General features: G+C 69.5%; 13 protein-coding genes and 1 tRNA gene. 2 read left to right on the top strand and 12 right to left on the bottom strand.

Annotation, left to right across the window (positions count from 1 at the left end; all coding sequences use genetic code 11):
• Positions 1 to 56: 56 nt before the first annotated feature.
• The 8 genes from BJP65_RS00905 to recO form a co-directional block, all read right to left on the bottom strand.
• Positions 57 to 129 (bottom strand) — tRNA-Asn (locus BJP65_RS00905).
• Between the two features lie 62 nt (positions 130 to 191).
• Positions 192 to 965: an ATP-binding cassette domain-containing protein gene (locus BJP65_RS00900; RefSeq protein ID WP_055837073.1), complete on the bottom strand. Its 774-nt coding sequence runs from the start codon at positions 963 to 965 to the stop codon at positions 192 to 194.
• A gap of 45 nt (positions 966 to 1,010) precedes the next feature.
• A complete protein-coding gene (gene dnaG / locus BJP65_RS00895) occupies positions 1,011 to 2,864 on the bottom strand; it encodes a DNA primase (RefSeq protein WP_070407942.1) in 1,854 nt (617 codons plus the stop codon).
• Complete coding sequence (locus BJP65_RS00890; protein WP_156784929.1) at positions 2,864 to 4,186, bottom strand: deoxyguanosinetriphosphate triphosphohydrolase; 1,323 nt, start codon at positions 4,184 to 4,186, stop codon at positions 2,864 to 2,866. The genes dnaG and BJP65_RS00890 overlap by 1 nt, the downstream gene beginning before the upstream one ends.
• A gap of 1 nt (position 4,187) precedes the next feature.
• Positions 4,188 to 5,354, bottom strand: a complete 1,167-nt coding sequence (dusB, locus tag BJP65_RS00885) for a tRNA dihydrouridine synthase DusB (RefSeq protein ID WP_070407940.1) — start codon at positions 5,352 to 5,354, stop codon at positions 4,188 to 4,190.
• Between the two features lie 80 nt (positions 5,355 to 5,434).
• Positions 5,435 to 6,118, bottom strand: a complete 684-nt coding sequence (locus BJP65_RS00880) for a DsbA family protein (RefSeq protein WP_055837060.1) — start codon at positions 6,116 to 6,118, stop codon at positions 5,435 to 5,437.
• 57 nt (positions 6,119 to 6,175) lie between these two features.
• Positions 6,176 to 6,979: an isoprenyl transferase gene (locus BJP65_RS00875; RefSeq protein ID WP_055837057.1), complete on the bottom strand. Its 804-nt coding sequence runs from the start codon at positions 6,977 to 6,979 to the stop codon at positions 6,176 to 6,178.
• On the bottom strand, positions 6,976 to 7,704 hold the full coding sequence (recO, locus tag BJP65_RS00870) for a DNA repair protein RecO (protein WP_070407939.1): 729 nt from the start codon (positions 7,702 to 7,704) through the stop codon (positions 6,976 to 6,978). The genes BJP65_RS00875 and recO overlap by 4 nt, the downstream gene beginning before the upstream one ends.
• Positions 7,705 to 8,172: 468 nt before the next feature.
• Here recO and BJP65_RS00865 point away from each other — a divergent pair, with 468 nt between their 5' ends.
• The gene (locus BJP65_RS00865) at positions 8,173 to 8,877 is read left to right on the top strand and encodes a trimeric intracellular cation channel family protein (protein WP_070407938.1); all 705 of its coding nucleotides are present in this window, start codon (positions 8,173 to 8,175) and stop codon (positions 8,875 to 8,877) included.
• 25 nt (positions 8,878 to 8,902) lie between these two features.
• Here BJP65_RS00865 and BJP65_RS00860 read toward each other — a convergent pair whose 3' ends face one another.
• The 3 genes from BJP65_RS00860 to leuA form a co-directional block, all read right to left on the bottom strand.
• Positions 8,903 to 9,685, bottom strand: coding sequence for an MOSC domain-containing protein (locus BJP65_RS00860; RefSeq protein ID WP_070407937.1), 783 nt, complete (start codon positions 9,683 to 9,685; stop codon positions 8,903 to 8,905).
• A 90-nt stretch (positions 9,686 to 9,775) separates the two neighbouring features.
• Entirely contained in the window at positions 9,776 to 10,564 is a 789-nt protein-coding gene (locus BJP65_RS00855) for a methyltransferase domain-containing protein (protein ID WP_070407936.1), read from the bottom strand.
• 23 nt (positions 10,565 to 10,587) lie between these two features.
• A complete protein-coding gene (gene leuA, locus BJP65_RS00850) occupies positions 10,588 to 12,348 on the bottom strand; it encodes a 2-isopropylmalate synthase (protein WP_070407935.1) in 1,761 nt (586 codons plus the stop codon).
• Between the two features lie 380 nt (positions 12,349 to 12,728).
• On the opposite strand from leuA, the gene BJP65_RS00845 reads away from it, so the two are divergent.
• The gene (locus tag BJP65_RS00845) at positions 12,729 to 16,643 is read left to right on the top strand and encodes a hypothetical protein (protein ID WP_181015957.1); all 3,915 of its coding nucleotides are present in this window, start codon (positions 12,729 to 12,731) and stop codon (positions 16,641 to 16,643) included.
• A 265-nt stretch (positions 16,644 to 16,908) separates the two neighbouring features.
• Here BJP65_RS00845 and BJP65_RS00840 read toward each other — a convergent pair whose 3' ends face one another.
• On the bottom strand, positions 16,909 to 17,856 hold the full coding sequence (locus tag BJP65_RS00840) for an NADP-dependent oxidoreductase (protein WP_070407933.1): 948 nt from the start codon (positions 17,854 to 17,856) through the stop codon (positions 16,909 to 16,911).
• Positions 17,857 to 17,902: the final 46 nt, after the last annotated feature.

Below are 17,902 nucleotides of genomic sequence, written 5' to 3'. Positions count from 1 at the left end.
CGGGGTGGAAGCCCGGGCCTAAGGTGAGAGCCACGTTAGATGACGCGGTACTCTCGCTCCCCGGCTTGGACTCGAACCAAGAACCTGTCGGTTAACAGCCGACTGCTCTGCCAATTGAGCTACCGAGGATCATGCGCACCTTGCGGTGGGCAACCCCACGATACTAACAGCACGCGGGGGCGTGCGAAAAATCAGCCCGCCGAAAGACGTCGCTCGGGCGTGCCGTCGGGTGTCCACTGCAGAGCCTCCACGCTGTGGCCGAACGCGACGGCGTGCCCGGCGTGCAGAACCAGCACGTCGGCGTCGAGGTCACGGGGGGCATCGGCGTCGTTCGTGACGACCAGTGTCGCCATGCCGCGCTCGTCACGACGGCGCAGGATCGAGGCACGGGCGGCGGCGCGCACCTCGACATCGAGGTTGGCGTACAGGTCGTCGGCGACGAACAGCCGCGGTTCGAGCACGAGGGCGCGGGCGAGCGCGACGCGCTGTCGCATCCCCGCGCTCAGCTCGTACGGATACTTCGGAGCCGTGCCGAGCGGCAGTTCCATCTCATCGAGCAGGGTCGCGACGCGCACGGCCAGCGCCCGGGTGTTGACCTTGCGGTCGCGGCTCGTGATCGGCTCGGCGATGACGTCCTGCACGGTCAGGCGCGACGGGAGCCCCGCGCCGGCGCCCTGCGGCAGGTAGCCGGTGTGGAACGTCCACTCCCGGCGGGCGCGCCCGGGTCGGCGCGCCGAGATCCCGTGCACGCGTGCGTCGCCCCCGACCACGGTGAGCCCGTCGTCGGGGTGGCCGGCGAGCAACGACACCAGCGAGGTCTTGCCCGACCCCGTGGCGCCGCGCACGACGAGGGTCTGGCCCGCGCCCAACGAGAACGTGATCCCGTCGATGACGCGGACGCCGCTGCGAGCGAGCGAGAGGTCGTCGGCACGGAGGGCGACGTCGGTGTCGTGGGACCGGGGCATTCCTTCATCCTCGCCCACCACGGGGGCCGATGCCAGCAGCGCGCCCTACTGCGCGACGAGTCGTTGGCGGTCGCCGTCGAGTTCGCGCAGTCGGATGCGCAGGCGGCGGCCCTCTTCGGAGTCCGCCGGAACCCGCTGGATGCCGCGCAGCAGCTCGTTCTTCTCCCGCTCCAGTTCGCGCACGAGGAGTCCTCGCGCCAGGTCGTTGGCCGAGGCGACCGCGCCGTCCTCGGTGCGGGCCGGGAACTCGGCCGTCAACAGCTCGGCGGCCAGGGTGCGGAAAGGCTCGCGCACCGCCTCGACGGCGGCCACGGCCCACCCGGGCTGCGACAGATCGGTGGCGGCCAGCGAGCTGCGCACGGCCTCGAGGGCGGGGTGTCCGAACGGCGACTGCAGGGCGCGCAGGAACAGGTCGGGCTCGATGCGATGCCCGTACTGCAGGAAGGCCATCATCGCGCCGCGTTCGAGGGCGACGTCCCGCGTGTTGGGCAACGAGGCCAGGCTCACCGACTGCGCGATCACGGGGCGCTCCGTCTCGCCCGCTCCCCCGCGCTGGGCGTCGCGCTTCTCGTCCCGCGCGGCGCCGCGCGCGGCGCGCTCGACGGCGCTGCCGACCTCGGGCAGGTCGAGACCGAGGCGTCGGGCGAGCACGCGGACGTAGCCCGGACGCAGCGCCGGGTCGCGGATGTCGGCCACGATCGGGGCCGCGGCGCGCAGGGCACCGGCGCGCCCCTCGACGCTCGACAGGTCGAAGTCCTTGAGCCGCTGGTCGATGACGAACTCGAACATCGGCGCCTTGTTCTCCATGAGCGCGCGCACGGCACCGTCGCCGCGCTGCAGGCGCAGGTCGCACGGATCGAGGCCCTCGGGGGCCACGGCCACGTACGTCTGGGCGGCGAAACGCTTCTCGTCGGCGAAGGCGCGCAGCGCCGCCTTCTGCCCCGCGGCATCCGGGTCGAAGGTGAACACGACCTCGCCCGAGGCGCTGTCGTCTCCCATGACGCGGCGGAGCACCGTGATGTGGTCGCTGCCGAAGGCCGTTCCGCACGAGGCGATCGCGGTGGTGATGCCCGCGAGATGGCAGGCCATCACGTCGGTGTAGCCCTCGACGACGACCACGCGGTGCGAGCGCGAGATGTCGCGCTTGGCCAGGTCGAGGCCGTACAGCACCTGGGCCTTCTTGTAGACCGGCGTCTCGGGGGTGTTGAGGTACTTGGGGCCCTGGTCGTCGTCGTAGAGCTTGCGCGCCCCGAACCCGATGACCTGACCGGTGATGTCGCGGATCGGCCACACCAGCCTGCCGCGGAAACGGTCGTACACGCCCCGCTGCCCCTGCGACACAAGTCCGGATTGCAACAGCTCGTCGCGGGTGAACTTCTGGGCGAGCAGGTGGTCCATGAGGTGCGACCAGCCCTTCGGCGCGTACCCCACGCCGAAGTGCGCGGCGGCCCCGGCGTCGAACCCGCGGTCGCCGAGGAAGCGCCGCCCGGTCTCGGCCTCGGGCGTCATGAGCTGGGCGCGGAAGTACTCGGCGGCGGCGGCGTTGGCCGCGTACAGGCGCGACCGCCCGGTCGTCTCGGGAGCCGGCCCGCCGCCGTCTTCGTAGTGCAGCGTGTAGCCGACGCGCGCCGCCATGCGCTCGACGGCCTCGGTGAACGAGACGTGGTCCATCGCGCGCAGGAACGAGTAGACGTCGCCCGATTCCCCGCATCCGAAGCAGTGGTAGTAGCCCACCTGCGGCCGCACGTGGAAGCTGGGGCTGCGCTCGTCGTGGAACGGGCAGAGGCCCTTCATCGACCCGACGCCCGCGGACTTCAGGGCGACGCGTTCACCGACGACGTCGGCGATGTTGACCCGCCCCTTGACCTCGTCGATGTCGGACTGGCGGATGCGCGCCATCAGGCATCCGCTCCGCGGGGTGCGCGGGTGCCCGGCGCCCAGACGCCCAGCTCGGCGGCATCGACGTCGCCCACCAGGCGGTTGTGCCAGGCGATCGCGAGCTGGTCGGTGAGGCTCGCGACCTGGTCGACGACCACCCGGCGACGCGCGGTGTCGTCGGCGGCGGCCTCGAAGTCGGGGGCGTGCAGGGCGTCGAGCGCGCCGGGGTTCTCCCAGAGGGCGGATGCCAAGCGCTTCAGCACGTGGCGCTGCTCGCGGTAGAGCACCTTGCGGCCGTCGATCGACACGACGGTGGCCCCGATGATGCCCTTCAGCACGGCCATCTCGGTCTCGACCTCGGCCGGGACGATCACGTGGGCGCGGTAGCGGGTGAGCTCGTCGGCCGGGTAGGCCTCGCGGGTCGCCGCGGTGGCCGCGCGCGCGAAGCGGCCGATGAGGTCGGAGGTGAGGTTCTTCAGGCGGGCGAGGGCGGGGCGTGTGCCGTCGAACGAGGGGATCCACTCGGGCATCGACATGAGTCGCTCGAGCCCCTCGGCGAGGTCGTCGCGCACGAAGTCGTAGCCGACCCATCGCTGGATCGCGTCGAGCAGACCGTCACGGCCGACCCTGGATGCCAGGCGGGCGGGGTCGATGTAGCGGTTGACCATCGCGTCTTCGAAGTCGTGCACCGAGTACGCGATGTCGTCGGAGAGGTCCATGACCTCGGCCTCGATGCAGCGCTGGCGCGCGGGCGCTCCCCCGCGCATCCAGTGGAAGACGGGCTCGTCGTCGGGGTAGACGCCGAACTTGAGCCGCCCGCCCGGATCGGGGACGGGTTCGTCGACCGTCCAGGGGTACTTGCAGGTCGCGTCGAGGCTCGCGCGCGTCAGGTTGAGCCCGAACGGCTCGCCGTCGGCGCCGAAGGTCTTGGGCTCCAGGCGCGTGAGGATCCGCAGCGTCTGCGCGTTGCCCTCGAAGCCGCCGATGTCGGCCGCCCAGTCGTTGAGGGCGCGTTCGCCGTTGTGGCCGAAGGGCGGGTGACCGAGGTCGTGGCTGAGGCACGCCGTGTCGACGACGTCGGGCGACAGCTGCAGGGCCGTCGCCAGCTCACGGCCCACCTGCGCGACCTCGAGCGAGTGCGTGAGTCGGTTGCGAGCGAAGTCGGCGGGGCTGGCCGGGCTCAGCACCTGGGTCTTCGCCGCGAGGCGCCGCAGCGCGGCGGAGTGCAGCACGCGCGCACGGTCGCGGGCGAAGTCGTCGCGCTGCGAACGGTGCTTCTCGACGTGGAACCGGGCGGCGTCGGCATCGGCATAGCCGAGGGGACGAGCGGTCGCCGTGCTCAGCTCAGCCACCGCTGTGGTCCAGTTCGGCGTCGGCGAGGGCGCGGCCGGCGGCGTCGCCGATCTCGCGGGAGTCGAGCCATCCGTCGGGCAGGGCCGGGCGCTTGGGCGTGCCCGCCCGCCCGCGCTGCCCCTCGGCCGGGGCACCGGGGTACGGCGCGTCGAGCTCCATCGTGGCCAGCAGCTCGTCGATCTCGTCGAGGGTCGAGGCCGTCGCGAGGCTGGCTCGCAGCTCGCCGCCGACGGGGTAGCCCTTGAAGTACCAGGCGACGTGCTTGCGGATGTCACGGCATCCGCGCCCCTCGTCGTCGAAGAACTCCACGAGCAGCTCGGCGTGACGGCGGAAGGCGCGCGCGACGAACCCGAGGGTGGCGTCGACGGGGGCTCCGTGGGCGGCGTCGGGGCCGCCGAGGGCCCGCGCGAGATCGCCGAACAACCAGGGACGCCCGAGGCAGCCGCGGCCGACGACGACGCCGTCGCACCCGGTCTCGGCCATCATGCGCACGGCGTCCTCGGCCGACCAGATATCGCCGTTGCCCAGCACGGGCACGCCGGTCACGGTCTCTTTGAGCTTCGTGATCGCGCTCCAGTCGGCGTGACCCGAGTAGAACTCCGATGCCGTGCGGGCGTGCAGGGCGATGGATGCCACTCCCGCGCCCTCGGCGATGCGTCCGGCCTCGAGGTAGGTGAGGTGGTCGGGGTCGATGCCCTTGCGCATCTTGATGGTGAGCGGCTTGTCGCCGGCGGCGCGCACGGCCCGCTCGACGATCTCGCGGAACAGCGAGAGCTTCCACGGCAGGGCCGCTCCCCCGCCGCGGCGGGTGACCTTGGGAACCGGGCAGCCGAAGTTGAGGTCGATGTGGTCGGCGTGGTCTTCGTCGACGATCATCTGCACCGCCGCTTCGACCGTCGCGGGATCCACGCCGTAGAGCTGGATCGAGCGGGGGGTCTCGGACTCGTGGTGGCGGATGAGGCGCAGGGTGGTCTCGTTGCGCTCCACCAGGGCACGCGTCGTGATCATCTCGCTGACGTACAGGCCGGCGCCGTACTCGCGGCACAGCCGACGGAACGCGGTGTTTGTGATGCCGGCCATGGGGGCGAGCACGACGGGGGCGTCGAGTTCGATGTTGCCGATGCGGAGCGTCCGCGCCGGAGCCAATGCCGTGTTCACTCGTTCATTCTCCCAGACCTCATGAGACAGCGGTGCCCGGTCCGGTCAGACGCCGGGACGGGCACCGCTGTGGAGAAGCTTCACGCGTCGGCGGTCTCCGACGCCTCGCGACGTTCGCCCCAGACCTGGCGGGCGATCTGCGTGAACGCCTCGACCGGCTGCGCACCGCTCACGCCGTACTTGCCATCGATGACGAAGAACGGCACGCCGGTGATCCCGAACTGCTGCGCCTGCTCCTGGTCGGCGCGCACGGCCGCGCGGTAGCGCTGCGAGGCCAGGGCCTCGCGTGCCGCGTCGGCGTCGAGGCCCGCCTCGACCGCGAGGTCGACGAGGTCGTCGTCGCGGCCGACGTGGCGACCCTCGAGGAAGTACGCCGACATGAGCAGCTCGGCGAGCTCGAGCTGACGCCCGTTCTCTTTCGCGAAGTGCAGGAGCTCGTGAGCCTTCACCGTGTTGGTGTGCTTGAGGATGTCGAAGCGGTAGGTCAGCCCCGCGTCGGCGGCGACGCCGGTGACCCGGTCGAGCATCTCGCGCGCGGACTCGGGCGAGATGCCCTTGTGCTGCGAGAGGTAGTCGACCTCGCCGCCGTCGAAGTCTTCGGGGGTGTCGGGCGAGAGCTCGAAGGAGTGGTACTCGATCTCGACCACGGGGGCGTCGTCATCGGCGGCGGTCGCGGCCAACCCGTTCTCGAGGTTGCGCTTGCCGATGTAGCACCAGGGGCAGGCGATGTCGCTCCACACGTCGATCTTGATGGCATCCGTCATATCGCGTGCAACCTTTCGGGCGGGTGATCTATTCCGTTGGCGGCATCTTCGCCGGAATCAGGCAGTGGGGGTGTCGATCGCGCCGCCGAAGCGACGGTCGCGCGACAGGTAGAGCCCGATCGCGTCCCACAGGTGCGTGCGTCGGAAGTCGGGCCACAAGGTGTCGAGGAAGACCATCTCGGCGTACGCCGACTCCCACAGCAAGAAGTTCGACGTGCGCTGCTCGCCGCTCGATCGCACGAACAGGTCCACGTCGGGCATGTCGGGCTGGTACAGGTTCTTGCGGATCAGCTTCTCGGTCACCGCCGAGGGCTTGAGGCGACCTGCGGCGATGTCGTCGCCGATGCGCCGCATGGCATCCACGATCTCGACGCGCCCGCCGTAGTTCACGCACATGGTGAGCGTCAGCGTGGAGTTGCCCTCGGTGAGGCGTTCGGCGTGCTGCAGCTCCTTGATGACCGAGCCCCAGAGGCGCGGCTTGCGGCCCGACCAGCGGATGCGCACCCCCCACTCGTTGAGCTGATCGCGACGGCGGTGCAGCACCTCGCGGTTGAAGCCCATGAGAAAACGCACCTCGTCGGGAGAGCGCGACCAGTTCTCGGTCGAGAAGGCGTACACCGACAGGTGCTTCACCCCGGCCTGGATGGCGCCTGCGACGACGTCGAGCAGCGCCGCTTCGCCCGCCCGGTGGCCCTCGACACGGGTGAGACCCTGGCGGTTCGCCCAGCGACCGTTGCCGTCCATGACGATGGCCACGTGCTCAGGCACCGCCCCCTTCGGGTAGGCCGGCGGGTACTGCTCCGTCCAGTCGAGGGGACGGTAGGGCACGGCGTCGCGGTGGGTGAAGGGCTTCGGGGTCACGGATGCGCCTCCAGGTGCGAGAGGGAACGGATGCCCCGTTCGAGATGGAACTGGGCGTACGCGGCGACGAGCCCCGACGCGGCGGCGGTGGTGCGCCCGGCGGCGGAGTCGACGGCATCCCACTCCCCCGCCATGAGCGAGCGCAGCAGGTCGACCGTGTCGCGGGCGACCCGAGGAGAGCCGGCCGGCGCGCACGTCGAGCAGATGACGCCGCCGAGCTGGGGAAGGAAGTAGTCGTGATCGCCGACGGTGCCGCAGCGCGCGCACTCGCCGAGTCCGGGCGCCCAGCCCGACAGCGCCATGGCCCGCAGCAGGTACGAATCCAGCACGCTCCGTGCCGCGTGGTCGCTGCGGGCGAGCGAGCGCAGCCCACCCACGAGCAGCAGGTACTGCTGCGGGGTCGCCTCGGCCTCGTTCAACCGATCGGCGGTTTCGACCATCGCGCTGGCGGTGGTGTAGCTGTCGTAGTCGGCGACGATGTCGGCACCGTACGAGCCGAGCGACTCGGCCTGCTGCACGATGTCGAGATTGCGGCCGGTCGCCAACTGCACGTCGGCCACCATGAAGGGCTCGAGGCGCGAGCCGAACCGCGACGAGGTGCGCCGCACGCCCTTCGCCACCGCGCGAATCTTGCCGTTGCGGCGGCTGAGCAGGGTGAGGATGCGATCCGCCTCCCCCAACTTCTGGGTACGCAGGACCACGACTTCATCGCGGTAGGTGGGCACAGTCCATTATCGTTCGGCGATCCCGTGAGAGGCCTGCGCGGCGCGCGCGCGGCCGGGTCTGCGGCGCGGAATGGTGCGTCTGTCGGACCGCCACGCGTTGCGGTGGCGCACACGCCCCGGTAAGCGTCACCAGCCCCACCGGTCAGACAGATGGACCGCGTCCCCGGCGGCGAGACCGGCCGAGCGGGAGAACCCATCCGCAGCGCGGAGTGGTCCGTCTGTCGGACCGCCACGCGTTGCGGTGGCGCACACGCCCCGGTAGGCGTCACCAGCCCCACCGGTCAGACAGATGGACCGCGTCCCCGGCGGCGAGACCGGCCGAGCGGGAGAACCCATCCGCAGCGCGGAGTGGTCCGTCTGTCGGACCGCCACGCGTTGCGGTGGCGCACACGCCCCGATAGCTGTCACCAGCCCCACCGGTCCGACAGATGAACCACCCCCGCGGGCGGCGAGACCGAAGGGGGGAGAATGGATGCCGTGAACTCGGTCTTCGTCATCCCCCTGTGGGCGGATCTCACCGCCGTCGCCCTGGGCGGCGTGCAGGGGGCGCTGTTCGCGTCGGGCTTCCAGGGGCAGCGGCGCCTCGATCTGCTCGGCGTCGCGATCATCGGCATCCTGCTGGGAATGGGCGGCGGTTTGATCCGCGACCTGCTGCTGGGGCTGACGCCCGCGACGCTTCAGAGCAACTGGTATCTCATCACCGCGACATTGGCGTCGATCGTCGGCATGCTGCTGTCGGGGATCTTCCAGCGTCTCAACCGTGCGATCGTCATGCTCGACGCGGTCGTGATCGGTCTGTTCGGTGCGTTCGGCACGTCGAAGGCGCTCGCCCTGGGCATGCCCGCCGTGCCCGCGATTTTCGTCGGCGTCGTGGCAGCCGCGGGCGGCAGCGTGCTGCGCGACGTGCTGATGGGGCTGCCGGTGGCGATCATGCACGTGGGCTCGCTCTACGCCGTCGCCGCGGGTGGCGGCTGCGCGGTACTCGCCGTCACGGCCGCCTTCGGCGTGCCCCTGCCCCTCGCCGCGGTGATCGGCGTCGTCGTGACGACCGTGATCCGCGTGCTGGCGGTGCTCTTCGACCTCTCGCTCCCGGAGCAGCGCAAGCTCTACCGCCGAAAGGTCGCGGTCGAGACCACCGGCATCCCGATCATCCGCACCGACGACGCGGCCTGAACCGCGCCCGAGCCCTCCTGGCGACTCACGCGATGACGACGACCTCATCGCCCTCGCGGATCATGCCGCCGCCGGCCACGGGGAGGAGCAGGATGCCGAGGGTCGGCTCGTCCTGAGCGAACTCGGTCGTGAGCACGCGCAGCAGTCGCGCGTCGCGCACCCCGGTGTCGGGGTTGGCGGTGATCGCGGCGCAGCGCTCGATCGGCTTCTGCACCTCGAACTCCACCTCGCCGATGCGTACGCGACCGCGCCAGTCAAGCTCGGTCCACGCGGCGGTGCCGCCGACCACGATGTTCGAGCGGAATCGCCGATCGTCGACGGGTGCCGGCACGGTGGCGTCCAGGGCCTCGACCGAGGCGGTGCCGTGCAGAGAGACGTATCCGCGCGGGCGATCCTGGAACCTCGCGGTGCGGCCGTCGCCCAGCAGCCCGAGCGGAAGGATGCCGTCGGCGTCGAGCAGCTTCGCGTCGCTGGTCGTGCGCAGGTACGCCGTCACGGCATCGGCGAGGCGCGTGCGCCCGCTCTCGCTGAGGTCGGCCTCGATGTCGATGTCGTCGACGCGCAGGCGCAGGGTTCGAGCCTCGTCGTCGTAGGCGAGGTCGACGCGCGCCAACGTGGGGAAGGTCATCAGCGCCAAGCCGCGACTCTTCGGGAACGTCGCGTCTTCGGGCTCGAGCGCGTCGGCGAAGCGGAAGACGAGGGCGCGGTCGCCCTGCACCCGTCCGTCGTCCTGGATGACGAGCTGCGCCCGGCGTTCGGGCGTGAAGCCTTTGACGGGATAGCGGTACAGGGCATCGACGCGGATCACCTTCTCATCCTCGCACCGCCCGCCGACCGTGCACGCGCCCTCGCACTGCCCTCCGGCCCCGCCGTGTCGGCCGGGGCCGGAGAGGCCCTGTCACCCCCGGGCGAGCACCTCGCCGTGCGGCAGCAGGATCCACCCGTCGGGGTGCGCCGCCCACTCGCGCCACGCATCGGAGATGCGCTGCAGCGCGGCGTCGTCGGCGAGTCCGAGCCGGCGGGCGTGCCCCGCGAAGGCCGACGCGACGACGCGGTCAGCCCACATGCCGCCCCACCACGCGCGCTTCTCGGCCGTGTCGAAGACCCACACGCTGGCGCTGGCCTCGACACGGGCGAATCCGGCTTCGCGCGCCCAGGCCTTGAGCCGCCTGCCCGCGTCGGGCTCGCCCGACACCCCGCGGTGCACCCCGTGGTAGATCTCGAGCCACTCGTCGAGGGCGGGGATCCGTGGATGCCAGATCACCCCGCCGTAGTCGACGTCACGCACCGCGACCAGGCCCTCGGGGCCCGCCACGCGGCGGAACTCGCGCAGGGCGTCGACGGGCCGGGCCAGGTGCTGAAGGACCTGATGCGCATGCACGATGTCGAATGACCCATCGGGGGCATCGAGGTCGTACGCGTCATCGGTGCGGAACTCGACGTTCGTGCGCTCCCCCGCGGTGGCGCGGGCGACCTCGACGACGTCGGGCGCGGCATCCACTCCCACGACCCGCCCCGGGAAGACCCGGTCGGCGAGGTCGACGGTGATGGTGCCGGGGCCGGCGCCCACATCGAGGATGCGGGCGCCGGCGAACAGTGAAGACACCAGGTACGCCGCCGAGTCGGCGACGGTGCGTGCGGCGTGGGAACGCAGCACGCTCTCGTGGTGTCCGTGGGTGTAGGCCACGGCCGTGGTCTTCGGCGTCGAGGTCAGACGCCGGCGAGGGCGTCGGCCGACTGACGGGTGCGGATCGCGCGGTTCACGCCCGAGACGATCGCCTTCAGCGACGCCGTCGAGATGTCACCGTCGATGCCGACGCCCCACAGGCGCTGGTCGTCGACCTGCAGTTCGACGTACGCCGCGGCCTGGGCGTCGCCGCCCGAGCTCAGGGCGTGCTCGACGTAGTCGTAGAGCGTGACGTCGAAGCCCTGCGCGCGCACGATCTCGAGGAACGCGGCCACGGGGCCGTTTCCGACGGCCGAGGCGGGGTGGGTCTCGTCGCCGTCGCGCAGGGCGACGTCGAGGTGCACGTCGCCCGACATGTCACTCGACGAGCGCGTCGACAGCAGCTCGAAACGGCCCCAGCGCTGGTCGTGGTCTTCGGCGGGCAGGTACTCGTCGGTGAAGATGTCCCAGATCTGGGCGCTCGATACCTCGCCGCCCTCGGCGTCGGTGCGGGTCTGCACGACGCCCGAGAACTCGATCTGCAGCTTGCGCGGCAGGTCGATCGCGTGGTCGGCCTTCAGCAGGTAGGCGACGCCGCCCTTGCCCGACTGGGAGTTGACGCGGATGACCGCCTCGTACGAGCGGCCCAGGTCTTTCGGGTCGATCGGCAGGTAGGGAACCGCCCACTCGATGTCGTCGATGCTCTTGCCCTCGGATGCCGCGCGGGCCTCCATCGCCTCGAAGCCCTTCTTGATGGCATCCTGATGCGAACCGCTGAAGGCGGTGAAGACCAGGTCGCCGGCCCAGGGGCTGCGCTCGGGCACCGGCAGCTGGTTGCAGTACTCGACCGTGCGCTTGACCTGGTCGATGTCGCTGAAGTCGATCTGCGGGTCGATGCCCTGTGTCAGCAGGTTGACGCCCAGGGCGACGAGGTCGACGTTTCCGGTGCGCTCCCCGTTGCCGAACAGGCAGCCCTCGATGCGGTCGGCGCCGGCCATGTACCCGAGCTCCGCCGCCGCGACGGCCGTGCCGCGGTCGTTGTGCGGGTGCAGCGAGAGGATGACGTTCTCGCGGTGGTTCAGGTGACGCGACATCCACTCGATCGAGTCGGCGTAGACGTTCGGGGTGGCCATCTCGACCGTGGCGGGCAGGTTCAGGATGACCTTGCGCTCGGGCGTCGGCTGGAAGACCTCCAGCACCTCATTGCAGATGCGCAGGGCGAACTCGAGCTCGGTACCGGTGTAGCTCTCGGGCGAGTACTCGTAGTAGACCTCGGTCTGGGGAATGGTCGCCTCGTACTGCTTGCACAGACGGGCGCCCTCGAGCGCGATGTCGACGATCCCCTGCTGGTCGGTGCGGAACACGACCTCGCGCTGCAGCACGCTCGTGGAGTTGTACAGGTGAACGATGGCCTGCTTAGCGCCGGCGATCGACTCGTACGTGCGGGCGATCAGGTGCTCGCGCGCCTGGGTCAGCACCTGGATCGTGACGTCGTCGGGGATCAGGTTCTCTTCGATCAGCTGGCGCACGAAGTCGAAGTCGGTCTGGCTGGCGCTGGGGAAGCCGACCTCGATCTCCTTGTAGCCCATCTTCACGAGCAGGTCGAACATCACGCGCTTGCGCTCGGGGCTCATCGGATCGATGAGGGCCTGGTTTCCGTCGCGCAGATCGACGGCGCACCAGCGCGGGGCGACTTCGATGCGCTTCGACGGCCACGTGCGATCGGGCATGTCGACCCGGATCTGCTCGTGGAACGGACGGTACTTGTGCACCGGAGCGGACGTGGGCTTCTGGGTGTTCTTCATGATGTGTCGCTTCTTTAGATTCGTTCGGTGGGGCCGACGACGATCTCCGCGACGAGGAAGGCCCTTAGAACGAGGACTCGTCGCGGCAACTAAGAAGAAGAAGGCCACCGAAGCGCATGGAGCGATCTTAGCAGCCCCGTGAGCGGGGCCTTTGCGTCTTCGGTGTGGGTGCGGGCGACCGGGCGTGGTCGACTCGATCTGCCGGGTGACGGTGACCTGAGGGGCGATGTGTCGGGTGAACCGCTGCGCGGTGTGGCTCGAATTCACGCTCGCACTGGGGAAGGCGGAAATCGGGCCAGACTCCGGGATGCCATGGTGTCGAGCAGAAGTGGCTGGCGCTGTCGCGCCCTACCTGGAGGTTGTTCATGAAATCTCGTACCGTGACCAAGGAGTCGATGGCTCCTGCGGGTGTGTCGCGTCGCACAGTGGTGGGGGCGGCGGCGTGGGGGGTTCCCGCGATGAGCCTGGTGACCGCGGCTCCCGCGTGGGCGGCGACATCGGATGCCACTCAGGTGTCGCTGTCGGTGCCGAACAACCAGCTGCCGGCCAGTGGTGCGACGCCGGTGGTCGTGACGGTACGCGATCACCTCGGGAGCCCGCTCGCGGGCCAGGTGGTGAGCCTGCTGGGTCCGGATGGGAGCGTGTTCGCCGCTGCGACGGGGACGACGAACGGTGCGGGGCAGTTCTCCACAACGATCGATCTCGCTACTCCCTGGATGACGCCGGGCAAGACGGTCGCCGTCACCGCTGTGTCGGGGGGTACGTCGGCGTCGGCGTCGGCGACGGTGTTGGGGTCGAACCTTCTGGTGGGGTTGTCGCAGACTCCTCGGGTGTTCCCCTCTCCGGTGGTGGATTACTCAGCACTGTGGGGTTTGGCGGTGTTGGCGGACGGGTCGGTGTGGAAGAACGACCCCAATTGGGTGGTCATGCCGGAGATCACGAATGCGACCCGACTGTCTGCCTCCACCTCCGTCTATGTGTTGAAGAAGGACGGCACGGTTGTGGGGTGGGGAGTGAACGGCGATGGGCAGTTGGGGGATGGCACCACGACGGATCGAACGTCGCCGGTGGTGTTCCAAGGACTGAGCAACGTCACCCAGATTCAGGCGGGTAACTTCGGGCTGCACGCGCTGAAGAGTGACGGCACTGTCTGGTATCAGGGCCGAAACCTTGGCGGAATTGGTGGCGTGGGCTTGTGGAATAGTCCGGTTCCGTTGACCAAGGTGCCCTTGTCTGCTCGTGCGGTTCAGGTCGTGAACTGGGTCGGGTGGACGGCGGGTGTCGTGCTCGAGGACGGCACTGTGTGGACTTGGGGTATCAACGATGAAGGTCAGCTGGGCGATGGGACGTCGACGCAGCCAAACGCCCCGGTGAAGGTCCTCGGACTGTCGGGCATCATCGCGTTGGCGGGGTCGACCACCTTCCAGGATTACAGCGGAGCCAACTATCTGGCTTTGAAGAATGACGGAACCGTGTGGTCGTGGGGTCGCAACGAGTCCGGTCAGCTGGGGTACGGCGGCACGACGTTGTCGTCGGTTGCGACTCAGGTTCCCTGGGCCTTCAAGGTCGCTCAGATCGCGATGTCGCCGTCCGGCGCCTACGCACTGACGACCGACGGCGTCTTGCTGGCCTGGGGGCGCACGGGATTCAGCAGCGTCGGGACGGTGTCGAGACCAACCATCGTGTCGGTATCCCGCCCGATCTCGACACTCATCGGTAACCACGGCGAGGCTTACCCGGACGGATGTGCCCTCCTCACCGCGGAGACCACGACGAGCGTGGACGTGGTGGAGACGACCCTCACGGCGGGTGTGGCGGGGACGGTGAACGCGAAGGTCGCCGCGGGCTCTGTGGGGCTCTCGGGAGCTGCCGTCTCGCTCTCGGCAACCGGTAATGCGACCTTAGGTGCAGCATCGGGTGCGACGGGTCAGAACGGGGTGTTCAGCACGAGCATCACCGCACCGCAATGGAGCACACCGGGTACCCAGGTGCGGGTTTCCGCCACCAGTAGCGACGGTTCGGCGTCCGAGACGGTGCCGGTGTTGGGGTCGAACCTCATGTCGGACTTGGCGCAGACTCCGCGGGTGTTCCCCTCTCCGGTGGTGGATTACTCACCGCTGTGGGGACTTGCGGTGTTGGCGGATGGGTCGGTGTGGAAGAACGGCCCCAATTGGGTGCTCATGCCGGAGATCACCAATGCGGCGCGATTGTCGACCTCCAACGGCGGCCCGAACTCCGCGTATGTCCTGAAAAAGGACGGCACGATCGTGGGGTGGGGAGTGAACGGTGATGGGCAGTTGGGTGATGGCACGACCACGGATCGAACGTCGCCGGTGGTGTTCCAGGGCCTGAGCAATGTCACGCAAATTCAGGCGGGTCTCTACGGGCTACATGCGCTGAAGAGTGACGGCACTCTGTGGTTTCAGGGCCAGAACACTGGGGGGATAGCTGGCGTGGGCTTGTCAACGAGCCCCGTTCCATTGACCCAAGTGCCCTTGCCTGCTCGTGCGGTTCAGGTCGTGAACTGGGCCGGATTCACGGGGGGTGCCGTGCTGGAGGACGGCACGGTGTGGACCTGGGGTTACAACGAACAAGGCCAGCTGGGCGATGGGACGACGCATCGGCGGACCTCCCCTTCACAGGTCGTCGGGCTGTCGGGCATCGTCGCATTGGCGGGGTCGAGCACATCCGCCGACTACAGCGGAGCGAACTGGATGGCGTTGAAGAACGACGGCACCGTGTGGTCGTGGGGTCGTAACGGGTCTGGTCAGCTGGGGTACGGCGGAACGACGAACTCGTCGGTCGCGACACAGGTTCCCGGGGTGTCCAACGTCGCGCAGATCGCGATGGCACCGTCCGGGGCGTACGCGCTGAAGAAGGACGGCACCTTCCTCGCCTGGGGACGCACGGGGCTCAGCAGTATCGGGACGGTGTCGACACCGACCGTCGTGCCGGTGTCCCGCCCGATCGCGAAAGTCGTCGGCATCCACGGTCACTCCTATGGCGACGGGTGCCCTCTCATCACCTCGGAGACCACCACAACCGTGGATGTGGTGGAGGCGACCCTCACGGCGGGTGTGGCGGGGACGGTGAATGCGAAGGTCGCCGCGGGATCTGTGGGATTCGCGGGAGCCGCCGTCTCGCTCTCGGCAACCGGTGGTGCGACCTTCGGGGCGGCGTCGGGGACGACGGGTCAGAACGGCGTGTTCAGTACCAGCGTCACCGCATCGCAGTGGAGCACACCGGGGGCTAGGCTGCGGGTCTCCGCCAACGGCGGTGACAGTTCGGCGTCCGAGACGGTGCCGGTGGTCGGTTCGAACCTGCTGGTGGGTCTGGCGCAGACATCGCCGGTGTTCCCGTCGCCGGTCGTGGACTATTCGCCCCAGTGGGGGCTTGCGGTGTTGGCGGATGGGTCGGTGTGGCGCAACGGGGTTGTCATGCCCGAGATCACCAACGCTGCGCGAGTGTCGACGTCCACTCAACTCCCGAACACCGCTTATGTCCTGAAGAAGGACGGCACGATCGTCGGCTGGGGAGAGAACACGGACGGGCAGTTGGGTGATGGCACCACGACGACTCAATCGTTGCCGGTGGTGTTCCAGGGGCTGAGTGGCGTTACGCAGATTCAGGCGGGTCAGTTCGGTCTGCACGCGCTGAAGAGTGACGGCACTCTGTGGTTCCAAGGCAGGAACACGGAGGGTCGAGGTGGCGTGGGGTCGACGACGAGCCCCGTTGCATTGAGTCAGGTGGTGTTGCCGGCTCGTGCGGTTCAGGTGGTGAACTGGGTCGGGTTCTCGGCGGGTGCCGTGCTGGAGGACGGCACGGTATGGACCTGGGGTCGCAACACGGAGGGTCAGCTGGCCGACGGCACGACGACGCAGCGAAACACACCGGTGAAGGTTCTCGGACTGTCCGGCATCACCGCGTTGGCGGGTTCAACCGTGTTCGGAGATTACAACGGAGCGAACTACCTGGCGTTGAAGAATGACGGCACCGTGTGGTCGTGGGGTCGCAACGCGGCCGGTCAACTGGGACGCAACGGCACGACGAATTCCTTTGTCGCGACGCAGATTCCCGGACTGACCAATGTCACGCAGGTCGCCATGACGCCGTCCGGTGCCTATGCGCTGAAGAGCGACGGCACCTTCCTCGCCTGGGGACGCACCGGATTCAGCAGCATCGGGACGGTGTCGACACCGACCGCCGTATCGGTGGCCCGCCCGATCTCGAGGCTCCTCAGCATCCGCAGCAACTCCTACGCCGACGGCTGCGCCCTCCTCGTCTCGACCATCTGAGCGAGAGTCCCTTCCCCGGCCTGATCGTCGTCATTCCGTCCAGCGTGACCGAATGACGGTGGCCAGGCCGGGGAAGATGTCGGGCCCCCGGCCTCCGGCGGGGTTCCCGAGATCTCATGATCGAGTAGGCGCACGTGGCCGTCGCGACCGTGTCGAGACCTCAGCAACCACAGCTATCGGTGCGGCCCGCTCGTTCCTCACCGTCAGGGAGTTCGACGACGGCCATGTGGATACCCCGCCTCCCCCACCGAACCGTAAGCGCTGGTTACGCCAGCAACGCCACCTTGCCGCCCGGGTGGCCGTCCATGACGAAGCCCACGGCTTCGATCGCGTCGGCGAGCGGGTAGGTACGCGCGACCGGCACCTCGAGAGCCCCCGATGCCGCGAGCTCCAGAACGCGGGCACGGGCGATGTCGCGGAACCGGGCGCTCTCGGGCCGCGAACCTGCGATCCACAGGAACCCGTCGGCCTCGGCGCGGTCGGGGCGAACGATCGTGACGATGCGGTCGCGCTCCGACACCAGCCCAAGCGAGACGTCGATCGCCTCGTCGGTGCCCGCCGCATCCCACGCGGCGACGACGGGAGCTCCCTCGGCGGCGGTCGCGACGCGCTCGGCGAGGCCGTCGCCGTAGGCCACCGGGATACCGCCGTAGTGGCGGACGCGTGCCGCCGACTCGTCGGCATCCGGTCCCACCGTGCCGATCACGCGCACACCGAGCTCGCGCGCCTGCTGCAGCAGGCTCACGCCGACGGCGCCCGAGGCGGCGTGGAGCAGCACCGTGTCACCCGCGGTCACCCGCGTGACCTGAACCATCTCGGCCGCCGTCGTTCCCGCCAGAAGCAGATTGGCCGCCTCGGCGTGCGAGAGCCGTGCGGGCTTGGCGAAGACGTCGCGGGCGGGCACCGTGAGCTCGGTCGCGTATGCGCCCTGCACGCGGAACGCCACGACCTCGTCGCCGACGTGCAGCGCGCCGGAGCCGCCGACCGCGTCGGGACCGACGGCCGATACCTCGCCGGAGAGCTCGTAGCCGATGGCGACGGGGAACTCGGCCCCCGGGCGCGCCTGGGCGACGTGCTTGGCATCGGCGGGGTTGATGCCCGCGGCGTGCACGCGCACCGTGACCTCCCCGGCGCCGGGCGGAGCCACCTCGACCTCGTCGAAGACCCACGTCTCGATCGGTCCTGCGGCCGGAGCCGTCCACCTCATCGCCATGGCTGCACCTTTCGTCGTGTCGTTCGTCTCATGTGCGCCCGGAAAC

Source organism: Microbacterium sp. BH-3-3-3, from assembly GCF_001792815.1.
GTDB lineage: Bacteria > Actinomycetota > Actinomycetes > Actinomycetales > Microbacteriaceae > Microbacterium.
Note: the sequence above shows the minus strand (reverse complement) of the source record. Positions and strands in the feature narration are given on the sequence as shown.

Excerpts from the sequence above, each read along its gene's own strand:
- BJP65_RS00900 (WP_055837073.1), bottom strand. The coding sequence starts at position 965 with ATGCCCCGGTCCCACGACACCGACGTCGCCCTCCGTGCCGACGACCTC.
- dnaG (WP_070407942.1), bottom strand. The coding sequence starts at position 2,864 with ATGGCGCGCATCCGCCAGTCCGACATCGACGAGGTCAAGGGGCGGGTC.
- BJP65_RS00880 (WP_055837060.1), bottom strand. The coding sequence starts at position 6,118 with ATGACGGATGCCATCAAGATCGACGTGTGGAGCGACATCGCCTGCCCC.
- BJP65_RS00865 (WP_070407938.1), top strand. The coding sequence starts at position 8,173 with ATGGATGCCGTGAACTCGGTCTTCGTCATCCCCCTGTGGGCGGATCTC.
- leuA (WP_070407935.1), bottom strand. The coding sequence starts at position 12,348 with ATGAAGAACACCCAGAAGCCCACGTCCGCTCCGGTGCACAAGTACCGT.
- BJP65_RS00840 (WP_070407933.1), bottom strand. The coding sequence starts at position 17,856 with ATGGCGATGAGGTGGACGGCTCCGGCCGCAGGACCGATCGAGACGTGG.